Here is a 17,253-nt window from a genome sequence, read left to right on the forward strand (position 1 = left end):
CTCTCCCCCAGGAGGAATCGTGCTCCGCCCTGCCCGGAAATCCCGGCACCTCCGGAATTCCACCGCGCTCGCCGCCGTCGCTCTCGGTGCCGCACTCGCGCTCACCTCCAGCAGCGCCCAGGCCGCCGGCGCCGCGCCGAAGCACTACGTGGCGCTCGGCGACTCCTACGCCGCCGGCGCCGGCGTGCCGGGCCAGTCGGCCGGTCTGTGCCTGCGCTCCGACCGCAACTACGGCCACCTGGTCGCCGCCGCCCTCAAGTCCGGCCGGTACACCGACGTCACCTGCTCCGCGGCCAAGATCAAGGCGATGACGCAGCCCCAGTACGACGCCTTCATCAGGGTCAACGACCCGCAGCTGGACGCGGTGACCGCCGACACCGACCTGGTCACCCTCGGGATCGGCGGCAACGACCTCGCGGCCAGCGACCTCGGCCTCGGCGAACTGGTCGCCACCTGCATCGCCGGCGCCGTCGTCAACCCGCTCGGCACGCCCTGCAAGGACGTCTACCACCACGGCCACTGGGACTGGAGCAGCATGTCCTGGCAGTACGGCACCGACGACCTGGCCGAGCGGATCCGCACCACCATCGCCCCGCAGCTGGCCGACACCCTCAAGCGCATCCACGCCAAGGCGCCCGGGGCCAGGGTGCTGCTGGTCGGCTACCCGTCCGTGCTGCCCGCCGACGGCTCGAAGTGCGTCCTGCGCCAGCCGGTGACGCCGGGCGACGTCGAGTACATGTACGGCGTGCTCAACAAGCTGAACGCCGCGCTGAAGTCCACCGCGGCCGCGAACGGCGCGACCTACGTGGACACCGCGACGCCGACCCTCGGGCACGACGTCTGCTCGGACGACCGCTGGATCGAGGGCGCGCTGCCCGGCTCGCCCGCCGTGCCGTTCCACCCCAACGCGACCGGCGAGCAGGTGATGGCCCAGGCGGTGCTCGCCGCGCTGAAGTAGCGCGGCCGCGGCGCCCGCCCGGCGCGGCCCCGGAAAGCCCCCGGAAAGCCCCGAGGGGCCGGTGACCGAACCCCCGGTCACCGGCCCCTCGGTCCTGCGCGCCCTACTCGGACTTCGCGGAGGCGGAAGCGGAGGCAGCACCGGCGGCGGAAGCGGCGGCCAGCCCGGCCGACCACTTCTCCTCGACGTTGCCGAGCCTCCAGTAGGCGATCGCCGCGGCCCAGGTGAGCACGAACAGTCCGACGATGGCGTAGCCGACGAAGTTGAGGTCGAGTGCGCCGATCCAGGCGACCGGACCGCTGGTGATGTCCAGCTTCTCGCCGAGCAGGCCGATCAGCTCGATCGAGCCGATCACCAGCGCGACCAGCACCGACAGCCCGGTGACGGTCAGGTTGTAGTAGATCTTGCGGACCGGCTTGGAGAAGGCCCACTCGTACGCGAAGTTCATGAACGAGCCGTCGATGGTGTCCAGCAGGCTCATTCCGGCCGCGAACAGGATCGGCAGCGTGAGCAGCGCGTACCAGGGCAGCGAGAAGGCCGCCGCGCCGCCCGCCAGCACCAGCAGGGACACCTCGGTGGCGGTGTCGAAGCCCAGGCCGAACAGCAGGCCCACCGGGTACATGTGCCAGGGCTTGGTGACGGCCCTGGTGACCCTGCCGAGGATGCGGTTCATCAGCCCGCGCCGCTCCAGCTGGCGCTCCAGCTCCGCCTCGTCGTAGTCGCCCTCGCGCATCCGGCGGAAGACCTTGAGGATGCCGTTGAAGGCGCCCAGGTTGATCAGGCCGAGCAGCAGCAGGAAGGTGCCGGAGACGGCGACGCCGATCAGGCCGGTCATCTCGTGCAGCGTCGAGTCGTCGGACTCCACCTGGCCGGCCAGCGAGCGGATGCCGAGGGCCAGCAGCGCGCAGAGGCCGAAGACGATCGACGAGTGCCCGAGCGAGAACCAGAAGCCGACCGACAGCGGCCGCTTGCCCTGGCCCATCAGCTTGCGGGTGGTGTTGTCGATGGCGGCGATGTGGTCCGCGTCGAAGGCGTGCCGCATGCCGAGGGTGTAGGCGGTCAGGCCCATGCCGGCGCCGAACACCTGGCCGCCGACGTCGTAGTGCTCGGGCTCGACCACCGCGAGCAGGGTGAACCAGCCGATGACGTGGAGCGCGAGGATGAATCCGCCCATTCCGGCCAGGCGGATCCACTCCTCACGGGTGAGCCGGTCGCGCCAGCGGGGGGCGGTCATCGTCGTGTCCTTTCGGTCGGGCGGTCGAAGCTGGGCCATCTTTCCGCCTCGGTGCGCGCAGTTGCAAGTCATGCGCAATTACGGATTCGTCCGCCCCCGGTCTCCCCCGGCTTCCACCCCCCTCCCGAAGATCGTCACGACCCGTACAAGGCTTCGTAACCTCGGAGGGCTTTCACCCGGCGCTCTACGCGCGGATACTCCCGTTCTACGCGCGAAAACCTGAGCGCTGCCCCCTCAACTCCCCACGGAGGAACGGCACATGACGATCCGCATCCGAACCGCCGCGGCCCTCGCCGGAACGGCCCTGCTCACGGCCGGTCTCACCACCCCCGCCGCCACCGCCGCGCCCGGCCCCGCCGCACTCACCGCGCCCGCCGCGCCCGCCGCCAGGACCGCCACCGTCGGCGCCACCCCGCACCGGGTGCTGTTCGACAACAGCAAGGCCGAGACCGCGGGCAACGCCGACTGGATCATCAGCACCAGCCAGCCCGACCCGCTGGCCCAGAACGCCGACCCCACCACCGAGAAGAGCTGGACCGGCGCCCTGTCCGCCTGGGGCGTCGCCCTCCAGAAGACCGGCCAGTACAGCCTGAAGACCCTCCCCGCCGGGTCCACCATCAGCTACGGCACCGGCGCCGCGCTCGACCTCGCCAACTTCGACACCTTCGTGATCCCGGAGCCCAACACGCGCTTCTCCGCGGGCGAGAAGGCCGCGATCATGAACTTCGTGAAGAACGGCGGCGGGCTCTTCCTGGTCTCCGACCACAACAACAGCGACCGCAACAACGACGGCTGGGACTCCCCGAAGATCATCAACGACCTGCTGACCAACAACGGGGTGAACAACAACGACCCCTTCGGCTTCTCGGTCGACCTGCTCAACATCACCACCGACAACCCGCGCGCGGCCGACGCCCCGACCGACCCGGTGCTGCACGGCCCCTTCGGCACCGTCACCGGCTCGATCCTGCGCAACGGCACCACCTTCACCCTCAAGCCCGCCGACAACCCGAACGTCAAGGGCCTGGTCTACCGGACCGGCTACAGCGGCAACACCGGCGCGTTCTTCGTCACCAGCACCTTCGGCTCCGGCCGGGTCGCGATCTGGGGCGACAGCTCCCCGATCGACGACGGCACCGGCCAGTCCGGCAACACCCTGTACAACGGCTGGGACGACCCGGCGGGCACCGACGCCGCCCTCGCCCTCAACGCCACCGCCTGGCTGAGCAAGGCCTGACCGGGGGCGCCCCCACCGGGGCCCCGCTCATCAGGCCCCGCGCATCAGGCCCTCTCATCAGGCCCCTCTCATCAGGAAAAGGGCCGCTCCCTCCCCTACTGTCGGAAATACCGAACCGTCGGAAGGCCGACGCCAGGGACCGATGGGAGCGGCCATGCCGTCCTACCCCTTCCACACCACCCGCGAGGACCTGCACATCCCGCTGCCCGACGGCACCCGGCTGGCCGCCCGGCTGTGGCGGCCGGTCGGTGACGAGCCCGGCCCCGCGCTGCTGGAGTACTCCGGCGGCCGCCTCACCGACCGGACCGCCGCCGAGGACGCCCGCCGCCACCCCTGGTACGCGGGCCACGGCTACGCCGCCGTCCGGGTCGACACCCGCGGGCACGGCAACTCCGAGGGCATCCCCGGTGAGCCCGGCGGCGAACAGGAGCTGGCCGACGGCGCCGCCGTGGTCGACTGGCTCGCCCGCCGCCCCTGGTGCAACGGCCGGCTCGGCCTGCTCGGCACCGGCACCGCCGGCACCACCGCCCTGCGGCTCGCCGCCCGCACCCCCGGCACCGTCGGCGCCGTCGTCACCGCCTGCCCCGAGGGCGGCCACCGGCTCGGCGGGGCCGTGCTCGCCGCCGACCTGCACACCCGGCTCACCACCCTGGTCGCCGACGCCGCCCTGCCACCGGACCCGCGGCACGTCGGCGACGCCTGGCGGGCCGCCTGGCTGGCCCGGCTGGAGGCGCTGCAGCCGCCCGTCGACGACTGGCTCGCACCCCGCGCGAGCACCGTCCCGGTGTCCGTGCCCACCCTCGCCGTGGCCGGCTGGGGCGACCCGTCCTGCTCCTTCGTGCTGCGGCTGCTCGCCGAGTCCCCCACCGCCCACGCCCTGATCGGACCCTGGCCGCACGGCCTGCCCGAGGCCGCCCTGCCCGACACCCTGCGCTGGTGGGACCACTGGCTGCGCGGCATCGACACCGGCGCCCTCAAGGAACCCGCCCTGCGCGCCTGGCTCTCCACCCGCTGGACCGGGGACGAGGCCTGGCCCTCCCCCGACGTCCGGGAGATCCACTACGGCCTGGACGGGCCGCTGCGCACCGCCGGCACCGCCTCCCACGACCGGTACGTCCCGGTCCGGTCCCCGCAGCACACCGGCCTCAACGCGGGCGCCTACGTCCCCCACGGCCGTCCCGCCGACCGGCCGCCGGACCAGCGCGAGGAGGACGGCCGCTCGGTCTGCTTCGACTCCCAGCCGCTGCCCGAACCCGTCGAGCTGCTCGGCGCCCCGACCGTCCGGCTGCGGCTGCGCGAGGACGGGGCACCCGTCCAGGTGACGGTGCGGCTGTGCGCGGTCGGCCCGGACGGCACCTCGGAGCTGGTCACCCGGGGCTTCCTGGTCGCCGACGGGCCCGACGCCGAGGTCGAGCTCGCGGCCTGCGCCTGGACGGTCCCGGCCGGGCACCGGCTGCGGCTCGCCCTCTCCTCGGTCTACTGGCCCTGGGTCTGGCCCCCCGCGGAGGACACCGGGTACGGCGTCGACCCGTCCCGCTCCACCCTGAGCCTGCCGGTGCGCCACCTCGCCGCCGACGTCGGCGCCCCGCCCGTCACCTTCGAGCCCCCGGTGCTGCCCGCACCGCTCGACATCCACCTCACCGAACCGCTCACCGTCCGGCCCGAACACCTCACCGTGCACGACATCGGCCGCCACGAGTGGCGCGCCGAGCTCTCCCCCGCCACCGACGGCACCCGCACCCACCCCGACGGCCTGGTCCGCGACGAACACACCGTCACCGCCTACCGGGTGCTCACCGGCGCCCCGCTCAGCGCCCAGGCCCGCACCGACCGCACCGTCCGTCTGGAGCGGCCCGACATCGGCTGGGACGTCACCGTCCAGACCCGCACCCAACTGCGCTGCGACGCCGAACACTTCATCAGCGTCATCCAGCTGCGGGCGCTGGAGGCGGGCTCGGTGGTGTTCGCCCGGGAGTGGCAGCACCAGGTACCCCGAGGGGAGTAGTCATAGTTTCCCTTATGGCCTTGCCTTGTATTTCGCCCCTGGCTTATAAATAGCCCCATGAAGACCATCGGCCTGATCGGCGGCATGAGCTGGGAATCCACCGCCGAGTACTACCGCCTGCTGAACCGACTCACCCGCGAGCGCCTCGGCGGACTGCACTCCGCCCGGCTCGTGCTGTACTCCGTCGACTTCGCGCAGATCGAACGGTTGCAGGCGGCCGGCCGGTGGGAGGAGGCCGGCGAGGTCCTCGCCGACGCGGCCCGGGCGCTGGAGGCGGCGGGCGCCGAACTGCTGCTGATCTGCACCAACACCATGCACAAGGTCGCCGACCAGGTCGCGGCGGCGGTCTCCGTTCCGCTGCTGCACCTGGCCGACACCACGGCCACGGCCGTACGGGCCGCGGGCCTGCGCCGGGTCGGGCTGCTGGGAACCGCCTTCACGATGGAACAGGACTTCTACCGGGGCCGGTTGGCGTCCGGCGGGCTGGACGTCCTGGTGCCGCGGGCCGACTCGCGCGCCCTGGTGCACCGGGTGATCTACGAGGAACTGTGCATCGGGCTGGTCCGCGAGGAGTCCCGGGCGAGGTACCGGCAGGTGATCCGGGAACTGGTGGCGGCCGGCGCGGAGGGAATCGTGCTCGGCTGCACCGAGATCGAACTGCTCGTCCGGCCCGAGGACAGCCCGGCCCCCGTCTTCCCCACCACCCGCCTGCACGCCGAGGCGGCGATCGACGCCGCCCTCGCCGAGGACTGAACGGGAGACGGCGCCGGCCGGTCCCGGGCGGGATCCCCGGAGCACGACGCACGCCGGGAGGCCTACGGGCGACGGCCACCGGACGGGGACGCGTGCTCGGCCAGCACCTCGGCGATCACGTGGCGGGCGATGGCGGTCATCCTCGGGTCGCTGTCCCGGTAGTAGGAGACTTCCATCAACGCGACGGACAGGGCCCAGCCGCGGGCGCGGTCCCAGGCCGCGTCGTCGGGGGCCGCGGCCGCGCGGAAGGTCCCGCGGGCGGCGGCGGGCAGGACGTACCAGGCGGGGATCAGGTCGACGGCCGGTTCGCCCAGGCCCGCGCAGCCGAAGTCGATGACGGCGGCGAGCCGGCCGTCCGGGGACACCAGCAGGTTGCCGGGCTGGAGGTCCCCGTGGATCCAGAGCGGGGGGCCGGCGGGCGCGGGGGTGGCCAGGGCGTGCTCCCAGGCGGCGGTCGCTGCGGCGACGTCGACCAGGTCCGGCACGGCCGCGATCGCCTTCCTCGTCCCGGTGTCCCGGTCCGCCAGCGACTCGCTGCGGTAGGCGGCGGGCGCGCCGGCCGGGTCGATCCCGCGCATCGCGGTCACGAAGCCGGCCAAGTCCCGGGCCAGCAGCTCGGGTTCGGCCGGCCGCCCGGCGTCCGGGGTGTCGCCGTCCAGCCAGCGCAGCACCGACCAGGGCCAGGGGCAGCCGTCGACCGGCCCGCCCACGGCCAGCGGGCCCGGCACCGGGACCGGCAGCCGCGGGGCCAGGCGCCGCAGCCAGACGTCCTCCTTGGCGATCTCCTCGACCACCCCGGGGATCCGCGGGATGCGCACCACCAGCTCCGCCCCGAGCCGGTACATCGCGTTGCTGGTCCCGGCCGGTTCCACCGGCTCGACCGGCAGACCGGCCCACTGCGGGAACTGCTCGGCGACCATCCGGCGCACCAGGGCCTCGTCGATGTCCAGTTCGTCGGGGTGCAGCTTGCGGGAGGAGGCCATGGTGCCCGACCCTGCCACCCGCCGGCCGCGCCGGGCAACCGAATTGCCGCGCCCGCCCGGCCCCGCGGGTCGTTCTCCTGCCCGGAGGGCGGGGCCTACTCCTGGTGAACCGCGCCCGCGGCGATCAGGCCGGGCAGGTCCCGCATGTCGTCGAAGACCACGGTGCCCGGCCCCGCCAGCCGCTCCGCGGCCGTGACGCCGCCCGCGTAGCCGAGCGCGCGCATCCCGGCGGCGCGGGCGGCCTCGACGCCGGGCCGGCTGTCCTCGACCACCACGCAGGCGGCCGGGTCGACGCCCATCGAACGCGCGGCGTGCAGGAAGAGGTCGGGCGCGGGCTTGCCGCGGGCGACCTCGGTGGCGCTGAAGATCCGTCCGGCGAAGTGGTCGTGGAGGCCGGTGCGGCCCAGGGTGTGGCGCATCTTCTCGTGGGTGCCGCTGGAGGCCACGCAGGTGGGCAGGGTGATCGCGGCCAGGGCTTCCGGGAGGCCGGCCACGGGGGTCAGCCCGGCGTCGACCGCGTCGGCGTGCAGCTCGACGAAGCGCTTGCTCCACAGGACGGCCGTCTCGGCGCCCAGCCGTTCGGCGACCGTCGCCCGGTTGGCGGCCTCGGACCGTCCGACGAAGAGCTCGATCGCCTCCGCCTCGGTCAGCGGCCAGCCGTGCTCCGCCCCCAGGCGCACCAGCACCCGGACGGCGATCACCTCACTGTCCACCAGGACGCCGTCGCAGTCGAAAATCACCAGCTCTATCGGCTTGATCATCCGACCAGCATAGGCCGGTGCGCACCCGAGGGCGGTGACCGTCGAACCGGCCACCGCCCCTTGGGCGTTACCTGGTCAGCCGGTCTGGACGGAGGTGTCGTCGATCACGAAGCTGGTCTGGAGCGAGGCGTCCTCGGTCCCGGCGAACTTCACGGTGACGCTCTGGCCCGCGTAGGCCGACAGGTCGAAGGTGCGCTGCTGGTAGCCGGCCGCGGCGTCCACGTTGGAGTAGGTCTTCAGCGCGGTGCCGTTGACCGACACGGTCAGCTTGTCGTACGCGGTGCTGCCCGACTCGGCGGTGTCGATGTGCAGCCAGAAGCTCAGCGTCGCCTTGCAGCCCGACGGGATGCTCACCGTCTGCGACAGCGAGTCCGAGTGGGTCGAGCCGTAGCCGTTCAGCCACGCCTTCCAGGAGCCGCCGTGGGCCGCCTGCGAGGAGCTGTTGTCCACCACGCCGCTGGACGTCGTCCACGGGGTGGCGGTGCCGGTCTCGAAGCCCGCGTTGCCCAGCAGCTGCGCCGGGGTGCAGCTGCCGCCACCGGTGGAGACCGCCCAGGTGAAGGAGGTGGAGGCCGACGTGCCCGCGGCGTCCGTGACGGTGACGGTCACGGTGGAGCTGCCCGCGGTGGAGACGGTGCCCGCGATGACGCCGGTGGAGGAGTTGATCGACAGCCCGGCGGGCAGGCCGGTCGCGGCGTAGGACAGCGGGGCGGTGCCGCCGGAGGCGCCGATCTGGAGGTTCACCGCGCCGCCGACGACGGTGGACTGGTTGCCCGGGTTGGTCACCGAGACGGTGCCGCTGCCGGCCGGCTTGGTGAGCAGGCAGCCGGAGACGTTGAGGTCGATGGCCCGGCTGGAGTTCAGGCAGGTGGTGAACCAGTACGTCTCCTCGCCGTAGCTCTGGCCCTTGAAGGCCTTGGTGGTGCCGTCGGCGGCCACCTCGCACGGGTTGTTGAGGGTGCACATGGCGCCGTCGTCATTGCCGGTGTTGTTGATGCCGATGATCCGCCCGCTGGCGGACTCGACGATCGGCGAGCCGGAGGTGCCGTGCGTGGTGTTGCAGCCGGAGCTGTAGCGCAGCGAGTCGTGCCAGGTCCACTCGTCCTCGCGCAGGGTCGGCACGAAGCCGTTGACGGAGCAGTTCCAGACCTGCTTCCAGTACGACGAGGGTATGTACATCGACGCGCCGTCGGTCGGGTGCGAGTCGCTGATGGTCAGCGCGGTGGCGCCGTACTTGGAGCTGATCGACCCGTAGGTGTCGGTGAGTTGGTAGAGCGCGACATCGGTGCCGGTCATCGTCGCGTAGAGCACCTTGTCGGCCTGGACGGTGCCCAGGCTGTTGCCCGCGCCGTTCAGCAGGGTGCCGCTGCGGCTGGCGGTGGCGTTCTGGATCACCTGGCCGGCCGAGGGCATGGTCGGCAGGCAGTGCCCGTTGGTGAGCATCAGCGCGCGGTCGCCGGCCACCGAGGTGGGGTAACGGACCAGCGAGGCCGAGCAGTTGCTCAGGGCGATGGTGGACGTCAGGTCGGCCGCCTGGACGGCCTGCGCGGGGGCGGCGGCGAAGGCCAGCCCGCCCGCGACGACGGCACTGGTACCGGCCACCGCGACAAATCTCTTGAACATGGCTCTCCTTGTGGGGGATCGCGGGGTGTACGACTGGTCGCCGACGCCCGCGCCGCACGAAAGTGCCATGGCCACTTCAAGAGGTCAAGGATTGTGACCGAACTCGCCACTGCCCGGCACGGGTCGTGCCATCCGAAGGCAACGACCCGTCCCGGTATGCCCGTTACGGGCAGAGGCTACGCGGCGGCTACGGCTGCGGGGCGGTGGCCGCGGTCAGCCAGGCAGAATTGCCGGTGCCCTCGCCGCCCTCCGCGCGGAGCTTGACGGTCCAGGTCGTCCCGGACGGCTCGAACTCGTACTTGTCACCGACCTTGACGAACCGGCAGTCCTGGGTGAACTGCTTCACGTCGGCGTCCCAGTCCACTCCGGTGGTGTAGTGGAAGGCGTACGAGCCCGACGTGATGCCCTCGATGGTGGCCTTCTGCCCCTTGACCACGTACATCGAGGCCACGGCCTGGCCGTCCTGGACGACCGAGACGACGGCGTCCACGTCCCCGTTGTTGGTGAAGGTCAGCTCCCCCTTGCCGCGGTTCCCGCCGTCGCGGACCGGGGAACCGTTCTCCTGGGCCCGCGGCTGCGGCTGCGGCTTGGGCAGTTGCGGAACGGTGAGGGCGGCCGGCTGGCCGGCCGTCGCCAGCTTGGCGAGCGCGGCGGGGACCGCCACCAGTCCCTGGCCGCCGCCGAGCTGTGCCTGGATGACGCCGACGGTGCAGTACTTCTTGAGGTTGAGGTCGGTGCGGATCGTCAGCGCCTCGGAGGAGAGCGTGTTCAGGCCCGTCACCAGTTCGGTGCGCGCCGCGTCGACCCCGTCCGGTGCGCCGGCGGCCTTCAGGCTCCGGACCGCGCGGTCGGCACTGGACTCCACGATGGCGAGCGCGGTCTCGACCTCCTTCACGGTCGTCGCCGCGGCCACCTTCGACAGCCCGGTGCCGACCGGCTCCAGGGACTGCGCGAGCGTCGTCCCGAACGGCGTCGCCGAGGCGCTCGGCACGACCGTCGCCGAAGCGCTCGGCGCGGCGGCACCACCACCCCCGCCGGAGCAGGCCGCGAGCAGCAGCACCCCGCTGACCGCCAGACCCGCCCCACCCGAAGACCCCGCGCACCGCATCGACTTCACGACCCCACCCCACTGTCATCCGCCGCGCACTCCCCGTACGCGTCAGGGCGACATGCTGCCGAGCACGAACCATCCGGGTCAACCCGATAAGGACGATCATCGGAAGGGGCCGCCCCGGGGCCTCCACGGAGGTCAACTACGATCGGGCTCGTGCTCAGTCTCACCGGACTCCCGCTCCAGATCATCGCCTCCCTCCTCGCGATCGCCGTCTTCGCCGCCACCATGTGGCTCTGGCCGCGGTTCGGCGGGAAGGGCTGGAAGGCGTGGCTGGGCCGGATCGGCGCGTTCCTCGCCACCCAGGTGTCGGTCCTGGCCGCGATGGGCCTGATCGCCAACAGCTACTTCGGCTTCTACAGCTCCTGGACCGACCTGCTCGGCACCAGCGGCGGGCTCGGCACGGTGGTCGACCACCAGCCCAACGCCTCCGGGGTGGCCGTCACCGGCGAGCAGAGGTTCTACTCCGCCCAGGGCTCGGACCCGGAGCGCTCCGGCCTGATCCAGAAGGTCGACGTCAAAGGAGCCGGCAGCGGTCTGACCACCGAGGCGTACGTCTACCTGCCACCGCAGTACTTCCAGCCGGACTACGCCAAGCAGCGCTTCCCGATGGCCCTGGTGCTGACCGGCTACCCGGGCACTCCGGAGAAGCTGATCTCGCTGATGCAGTACCCGGCGTCCACGCTGAACGCGATCGAGCAGAAGAAGCTGCCGCCGACCGTCCTGGTGATGACCCGCCCCACCCTGGTCGGCGACCGGGACACCGAGTGCGTGGACGTGCCGAACGGCCCCCAGGTGGAGACCTTCTTCACCACCGACCTGCCCAAGGCCCTCGCCACCACGTACCGGATCGGCACCGACCCGGCCAACCGGGCGGTGATCGGCAACTCCACCGGCGGCTACTGCGCGCTCAAGTTCGCGCTGCGCAAGCCCGACTCCTACCGCGCGGCGGTCGCCCTCTCCGGCTACTACAGCGCCGCCCACGACGCGACCACCGGTGACCTCTTCGGCGGCAACGACCGGCTGAAGCAGGAGAACGACCTGCTGTGGCGGCTGAAGAACCAGCCGCCGGCCCCGGTCTCACTGCTGCTGACCACCGCGAAGGACGAGAACAACCGCGACGAGACCGAGGCCATGGTCGCCGCCTTCAAGGCCCCGACCAAGATGTCCACCATCACCCTGGACACCGCCGGCCACAACTTCCACACCTGGACCCGGGAGATCCCCCCGGCCCTGGAGTGGCTGGGCGAGCACCTCACCATGCCGCCATCCGCCTGACGTTCCGGATCACACGCGCCTCACAGCCCCGTCTCACGGTTCTCTCAGCCGCGCCACCCACCGTATGGCGCATGACCACGAGCAGCTACTCCCCTCCGGCCGGCGAACCGTGGCCCGAGGCCGCGAACCACCCGCCGCCGGAGGTGCCGCCCGGCCCGGCCCGGCCGGACCCGGCGCCGCTCTTCCCCGAGCAGCCCCTGCCGCCCACCGGCCCCAAGGGGCCGGCGTCCTGGTCCGGCCGGCTGCGCACCCTCCCGGCCCGCGCCTGGCGCGGGCGCGCGGACGACCCGCGCTGGGTACGCCCGGCCCTGCTGGCGCTGCTGGCCGCGACCACCGTCCTCTACCTGTGGGGCCTGAGCGCCTCCGGCTGGGCCAACTCCTTCTACTCGGCCGCCGTGCAGGCCGGCTCCCAGAGCTGGAAGGCCTTCTTCTTCGGGTCCTCGGACGCGGCGAACTTCATCACCGTCGACAAGCCCCCGGCCTCGCTGTGGCCGATGGCCCTGTCGGCGCGGATCTTCGGCCTCTCCTCGTGGTCGGTGCTGGCCCCGCAGGCGCTGATGGGAGCGGCCACCGTCGGCGTGCTGTACGCGACGGTGCGCCGCCGCTTCTCCCCGCTCGGCGGCCTGCTGGCGGGCGCCGCGCTGGCGCTCACCCCGGTCGCGGCGCTGATGTTCCGCTTCAACAACCCGGACGCGCTGCTGGTGCTGCTGCTGACGCTGGCCGCGTACGGGCTGGTGCGCGCGGTCGAGGCGGCGGGCACCCGGTGGCTGGTGTTCACCGGGGTGGTGTTCGGCCTCGCCTTCCTCACCAAGACCCTGCAGGCCTTCCTCGTGCTGCCCGCGTTCGCGGTGATCTACCTGATCGTCGCGCCCACCGGCCTGTGGCGGCGGGTGCGGCAGCTGCTGCTCTCGGGCGCGGCGATGGTCGTGGCCGGCGGCTGGTGGGTGGCGGTCGTCGAGCTGCTGCCCGCCTCCGCCCGCCCGTACGTCGGCGGTTCGCAGGACAACAGCTTCCTCTCGCTCACCTTCGGCTACAACGGCCTCGGCCGGATCAACGGCGACGAGACCGGCAGCGTGGGCGGCGGCGCCCGGATGCCGGCCGGGCTCGACCTGCCGGGCGGTGCGATGCGCGGCGGCGGTCGCGGCTGGGGCCGGACCGGGCTGACCCGGATGTTCGGCACCGACATCGGCGGACAGATCGCCTGGCTGCTGCCGGCCGCGCTGATCCTGCTGGTGGCCGCCCTCTGGGCGACCCGCCGCTACGCCCGCACCGACACCGCCCGCGCGGCCTTCCTGGTCTGGGGCGGCTGGCTGCTCTCCACCGCGCTGATCTTCAGCTTCATGTCCGGGATCTTCCACCAGTACTACACGGTGGCGCTGGCCCCGGCCGTCGCGGCGCTGGTCGGCATGGGTGTGGACGGCCTGTGGCGGGCCCGGCACCGGCTGCCCCGGGCGCTGGTGCTGGCCGGGACGCTCGCGGTGACGGCGGTCTGGGCGTTCGTGCTGCTCGGCCGTAGCCCGGACTTCGTGCCGTGGCTGCGCTGGGCGGTGCTGGTCGGCGGGCTGCTCGCGGCGGCGGCGCTGGCCGCCGGTCCGCTGGTCGTCGGCTCGCCGGCCGCCGGGTCGCCGACCGGGCGGTTCTCCGGCCGGACCGGCGCGCGGATCGCCTCGGTGGCGGGCCTGGTGGGCCTGGCGACGGCGCTCGGCGGTCCGGCGGCGTACGCGGTGGACACCGTGAACACCCCGCACACCGGCTCGATCGTGACCGCCGGGCCGGGCGTGGACGGCGCGTTCGGACCGGGCGGCACGGGGCGCAAGGGCGGCAAGGGCCTCCCGGGCGGGCAGAACGGCCAGGGTTTCCCCGGCGGCCAGGGCTTCCCGGGCAGCGGCACGGGGGCGGGCACCGACCACGGCAACGGCCGCCACGAGCGCGGCAACGGCACCGGCAGCGGCACCGGCTTCCCCGGCGCGCAGGTTCCCGAGGGCACGGGCACCGACGGCCTCCCCGGCGGCGCCACCGCCGGCGGCCCGCCCCCCGGCGGCATGGGCGGCCTGCTCGACGGCCCCAAGGTGACCGACGAGGTCGCCGCCATGCTGAAGGAGAACGCCGACCACTACACCTGGGCGGCCGCCACGATCGGCTCGCAGACCGCCGCCGGCTACCAACTCGCCACCGGCGAACCGGTGATGGCCCTCGGCGGCTTCAACGGCACCGACCCCTCGCTGACCCTGGACGGCTTCCGGACGTACGTCCAGGAGGGCAAGGTGCACTGGTTCATCGGCGCCGGCGGCTCCCACCGCGGCTTCGGCGGCGCGGGCGGCGACGAGGGCGGGCAGCAGAACGAGTCCGCCCGGATCGCGTCCTGGGTGGCCGCCCACTTCACCGCGGAGACCATCGGCTCGACCACCTTCTACGACCTGACGGCCCCCACCTCCTGACGGTGGGCCCGCAACCCCGAAGGGGGCGTGCCGCGTTCGCACGGCGCGCCCCCTTCCGCCGTCCCCGGCCGCCCGTCCTCAGTCGGTCGCGCAGTGGGTGTCCGCCTCCGGCAGCCGTCCGTCCACCAGGTAGGCGGCCACCGCGTCCCGGACGCAGCTGCTCCGGTAGTAGGCCATGTGCCCGTCGCCGTCCCGGGTGAGCAGCACGCCGTGCTCCAGCCCGCCCGCCAGCCGCTGCGCCCAGGCGTACGGGGTGACCGGGTCGCCGGTGGAGCCGATCACGAGGACCGGCGCGCTGCCCTGCGCCCGGACGGGCAGCGGCGCCTCGGGCGAGCGGTACGGCCAGGCCCGGCAGTCCGGGACGAGCAGGGTGCCCGCCGGGTCGTGCCCGGTGGTCAGCGGGGCGCGGGCGGCGAGTTCGGCGAGGGCCGGGCGCAGTTCCGCGTCGGTGGGCGGCGGCGGGCCGTCGGCGCAGGAGATGGCGGCGAAGGCGTCGGCCACGCTCTGGTAGCGGCCGTCCTCGCCGCGTCCGTAGACGCTGTCGGCGAGGGCGAGCAGGTTCTCGCCCTCGCCCCGGGTGACGGCCGGTTCGATGGCGTCGCGCAGCCCGGACCAGGACTGGTGACCGTCGGCGAGCGCGTCCAGGACGGCGCCCCAGCCGAGCGCGGCGGTGAGCGTACGGCCGTCGGCGGTGCGCAGCGGGTGCTCGCGCAGGCCGTCGAGGAAGCGGGCGAGGCGCTGCGGGGCGGTGGCCGGGTCGGGGCCGAACGGGCAGGAGTCCCCGTCCTCGGTGGCGCAGTCGGCGGCGAAGGCCCGGAACCCGTCCTCGGCGGCGACGGCCTGTTCGATGCCGAGCCGGGCGGTGGGGACGCCGTGCTCGACGGCGCCGTCGAGCACGAGCCGGCCGGTGCGCTCGGGGAACTCCTCGGCGTAGCGGGCGCCGAGGTGGGTGCCGTAGGAGAAGCCGAGGAAGTCCAGGCGGCGTTCGCCGAGGGCGCCGCGCAGCACGTCGAGGTCGCGGGCGGTGTCACGGGTGCCGAGGTGCGGGAGCAGGTCGGCGTGCCGGGCCTCGCAGGCCTCGGCGAGGACCCGGCCGCGGCCGTAGCCCGGGTCGTCGGTGGCGTCCCACTCGTCGCGCGTGGAGTCGTCCAGGCACTGGACCGGGACGGTGTCGCCGGTGCCGCGCGGGTCGAAGCCGACCAGGTCGTAGCGGTCGTGCAGCGGCCCCTGATAGTTCTTCCAGCCCCAACGGACCATCTTGACACCGGAGTTGCCGGGCCCTCCGGGGTTGAGCAGCAGGGCCCCGAGCCGGTGCTCGCGGTCCGCGGCGGGCACCTCGGTGACAGCGACGTCGATGGTGCGGCCGCCCGGGTCGGCGTAGTCCAGCGGCACCTTGAGGGTGGCGCACCGCACGACGGCCGTGTCCGGGTCGGTGCCGTCGTCGCCGGGGCAGGGCTGCCAGTCGATGTGCTGGTCGTAGAGCGCGCGCAGGGCGGGTGTCGCGGTGGCGGCGACCCGCTCGTCCAGCGGAGGCCGGGCGACGCCGCCCGTGCAGCCGCTCGACAGCGCGAGGGCGAGGACGGCGGCGAGGGCGGGCACGGCGCGCCCGGACGAGCGGGGGAACCGGGAAGTGATCGGGGGCACCGCCCACGAATACCATCCGACCTGCGTCCGAAGCACATCGCACCCGCCCCCCGGCCGGGGTCAACGGTCCGTCAGCCGTCGCACTGCTGGAGCATGGCCTTCTTGTCGGCGTCGGTGACGGGCAGCTGGTACTTCAGCGAGACCTGGGCGAAGCGCACCGCGTAGGAGCAGCGGATCCCGGTGTCGGCGGGCAGCCAGGCGGCCGGGCCGGAGTCGCCCTTGGAGGCGTTCTGCGAGCCGTCGGCGGGGATCAGGTTGAGCGGGTCGTTGGCGATCTGGACGCGCTTGGCCTTGTCCCACTTGCTGGCGCCCATCTGCCAGTCGTAGGAGAGCGGCATCACGTGGTCGATCTGGATCTTGGAGGCCTGCTGCTTGGTCCACTGGACGCTCTTGCCGGTGTACGGGTCCCAGATGGTCATCGCGGTGACCGTGCAGTCCGAGCCGTCCTTGTGCTCGACGCCGGTGCCGTCCCGGGCGAGCAGGTCGTTGCGGGTGTCGCACTTGTTGCCGCCGAACGGGACGCCGTCGACGTTGTCCGTCCAGGCGGGGCCGAACTCGTTGCGGTCGTAGCCGTCCTTGGTGCCGACGGCGGCGGTGGCGACCTTGGCGATGACGTCCCGGCCGGCCTTCCGCTCCTCGGGGGTGGTCAGCGGCGCCAGGCCGGGCTTGGTGCCGTCCGGGTTCTGCAGCGGGCTGGTGCCGGTGGCCCCGGCGACAACGCCGCCACCGGGCTTGGGGCCGGTCGACTTGTGGTCGCGGCCGCCGATCAGCCAGCCGACCAGCGCGAGCGCGCATATCAGGAACACGGTGGCGGCGGACAGGGTGGTGCGGCGGGCGGGCACGGAGAACTCCCGGGATCAGGGGCGGGGTGACGGCGAACCAGCAGATCAGCCGCCCCGAGAGCAGGTCAAGCCGACGCCACGGGCCGGGCCGGAGCATGTCGAAGCTCACACCCGCTCGTGCCGCCCCGCCCCGGCGGGGCGTTCAGCCGCCGATGGCCGACATCGGACGGTCGGGCCGGACGAACCGCGCGCTGCCGATGGCGTGCCCGGGCCCCTTGCCGGCCACCGCCACCCGCCAGGCCGCCTCGATCGCCGCGTCGTCCGCCCCACCGCGCAGCAGTGCCCGCAGGTCCGACTCCTCGGTCGCGAACAGGCGCGCAGCTGCCCGTCGGCGGTCAGCCGCACCCGCCGCAGCCGCCGCAGTGGCTTCCCCTTGTGGCTTCCCA

At 73.3% G+C, this 17,253-nt stretch carries 11 protein-coding genes and 4 pseudogenes; 6 read left to right on the top strand and 9 right to left on the bottom strand.

Going from position 1 to position 17,253, the window contains the following annotated elements; translation table 11 throughout:
- Positions 1-19 precede the first annotated feature (19 nt).
- Positions 20-958 (top strand): SGNH/GDSL hydrolase family protein, encoded by a 939-nt coding sequence (locus ACWGKU_RS20630; RefSeq protein ID WP_401053607.1) that lies wholly within the window; start codon positions 20-22, stop codon positions 956-958.
- A gap of 103 nt (positions 959-1,061) precedes the next feature.
- On the opposite strand, the gene ACWGKU_RS20635 is transcribed toward ACWGKU_RS20630, so the two are convergent.
- Positions 1,062-2,192: a Nickel transporter NicT gene (locus ACWGKU_RS20635; protein ID WP_401053605.1), complete on the bottom strand. Its 1,131-nt coding sequence runs from the start codon at positions 2,190-2,192 to the stop codon at positions 1,062-1,064.
- Between the two features lie 259 nt (positions 2,193-2,451).
- Here ACWGKU_RS20635 and ACWGKU_RS20640 point away from each other — a divergent pair.
- From ACWGKU_RS20640 to ACWGKU_RS20650, 3 genes and pseudogenes are all read left to right on the top strand, one after another.
- A pseudogene (locus tag ACWGKU_RS20640) lies at positions 2,452-3,426 on the top strand (hydrolase); the annotation flags it as partial.
- Positions 3,427-3,583: 157 nt separating this feature from the next.
- Positions 3,584-5,434 carry a CocE/NonD family hydrolase gene (locus tag ACWGKU_RS20645; RefSeq protein ID WP_452177245.1) on the top strand — a complete coding sequence of 617 codons (1,851 nt, stop codon included), beginning with the start codon at positions 3,584-3,586 and terminating at the stop codon, positions 5,432-5,434.
- Between the two features lie 57 nt (positions 5,435-5,491).
- Positions 5,492-6,187 carry an aspartate/glutamate racemase family protein gene (locus ACWGKU_RS20650; protein WP_452177246.1) on the top strand — a complete coding sequence of 232 codons (696 nt, stop codon included), beginning with the start codon at positions 5,492-5,494 and terminating at the stop codon, positions 6,185-6,187.
- Between the two features lie 62 nt (positions 6,188-6,249).
- On the opposite strand, the gene ACWGKU_RS20655 is transcribed toward ACWGKU_RS20650, so the two are convergent.
- From ACWGKU_RS20655 to ACWGKU_RS20675, 5 genes and pseudogenes are all read right to left on the bottom strand, one after another.
- Positions 6,250-7,170: an aminoglycoside phosphotransferase family protein gene (locus ACWGKU_RS20655; protein ID WP_452177247.1), complete on the bottom strand. Its 921-nt coding sequence runs from the start codon at positions 7,168-7,170 to the stop codon at positions 6,250-6,252.
- Between the two features lie 95 nt (positions 7,171-7,265).
- Positions 7,266-7,931, bottom strand: a complete 666-nt coding sequence (locus ACWGKU_RS20660) for an HAD family hydrolase (protein WP_401049529.1) — start codon at positions 7,929-7,931, stop codon at positions 7,266-7,268.
- 75 nt (positions 7,932-8,006) lie between these two features.
- A pseudogene (locus tag ACWGKU_RS20665) lies at positions 8,007-8,726 on the bottom strand (putative Ig domain-containing protein); the annotation flags it as partial.
- A gap of 210 nt (positions 8,727-8,936) precedes the next feature.
- Positions 8,937-9,623 (bottom strand): annotated as a pseudogene (locus ACWGKU_RS20670) (trypsin-like peptidase domain-containing protein); the annotation flags it as partial.
- Between the two features lie 118 nt (positions 9,624-9,741).
- Positions 9,742-10,671 carry a hypothetical protein gene (locus ACWGKU_RS20675; RefSeq protein WP_452177248.1) on the bottom strand — a complete coding sequence of 310 codons (930 nt, stop codon included), beginning with the start codon at positions 10,669-10,671 and terminating at the stop codon, positions 9,742-9,744.
- Between the two features lie 150 nt (positions 10,672-10,821).
- On the opposite strand from ACWGKU_RS20675, the gene ACWGKU_RS20680 reads away from it, so the two are divergent.
- Positions 10,822-11,943: an alpha/beta hydrolase gene (locus tag ACWGKU_RS20680; protein WP_452177249.1), complete on the top strand. Its 1,122-nt coding sequence runs from the start codon at positions 10,822-10,824 to the stop codon at positions 11,941-11,943.
- A gap of 71 nt (positions 11,944-12,014) precedes the next feature.
- The gene (locus ACWGKU_RS20685) at positions 12,015-14,381 is read left to right on the top strand and encodes a glycosyltransferase family 39 protein (protein WP_452177250.1); all 2,367 of its coding nucleotides are present in this window, start codon (positions 12,015-12,017) and stop codon (positions 14,379-14,381) included.
- Positions 14,382-14,459: 78 nt separating this feature from the next.
- On the opposite strand, the gene ACWGKU_RS20690 is transcribed toward ACWGKU_RS20685, so the two are convergent.
- The 3 genes and pseudogenes from ACWGKU_RS20690 to ACWGKU_RS20700 form a co-directional block, all read right to left on the bottom strand.
- Positions 14,460-16,025 carry an alpha/beta hydrolase gene (locus ACWGKU_RS20690; protein WP_452191510.1) on the bottom strand — a complete coding sequence of 522 codons (1,566 nt, stop codon included), beginning with the start codon at positions 16,023-16,025 and terminating at the stop codon, positions 14,460-14,462.
- Positions 16,026-16,096: 71 nt separating this feature from the next.
- A complete protein-coding gene (locus tag ACWGKU_RS20695; protein WP_452177253.1) occupies positions 16,097-16,867 on the bottom strand; it encodes an HNH endonuclease family protein in 771 nt (256 codons plus the stop codon).
- A 142-nt stretch (positions 16,868-17,009) separates the two neighbouring features.
- Positions 17,010-17,229: pseudogene (locus tag ACWGKU_RS20700) on the bottom strand (GTP 3',8-cyclase MoaA); the annotation flags it as partial.
- Positions 17,230-17,253: the final 24 nt, after the last annotated feature.

The organism is Kitasatospora sp. NPDC054768, assembly GCF_053612025.1.

What these genes read in the sequence shown, in the direction of transcription:
- ACWGKU_RS20645 (WP_452177245.1), top strand. Translation starts at nt 3,584, where the DNA reads ATGCCGTCCTACCCCTTCCACACCACCCGCGAGGACCTGCACATCCCG.
- ACWGKU_RS20635 (WP_401053605.1), bottom strand. Translation starts at nt 2,192, where the DNA reads ATGACCGCCCCCCGCTGGCGCGACCGGCTCACCCGTGAGGAGTGGATC.
- ACWGKU_RS20685 (WP_452177250.1), top strand. Translation starts at nt 12,015, where the DNA reads ATGACCACGAGCAGCTACTCCCCTCCGGCCGGCGAACCGTGGCCCGAG.
- ACWGKU_RS20655 (WP_452177247.1), bottom strand. Translation starts at nt 7,170, where the DNA reads ATGGCCTCCTCCCGCAAGCTGCACCCCGACGAACTGGACATCGACGAG.
- ACWGKU_RS20650 (WP_452177246.1), top strand. Translation starts at nt 5,492, where the DNA reads ATGAAGACCATCGGCCTGATCGGCGGCATGAGCTGGGAATCCACCGCC.
- ACWGKU_RS20660 (WP_401049529.1), bottom strand. Translation starts at nt 7,931, where the DNA reads ATGATCAAGCCGATAGAGCTGGTGATTTTCGACTGCGACGGCGTCCTG.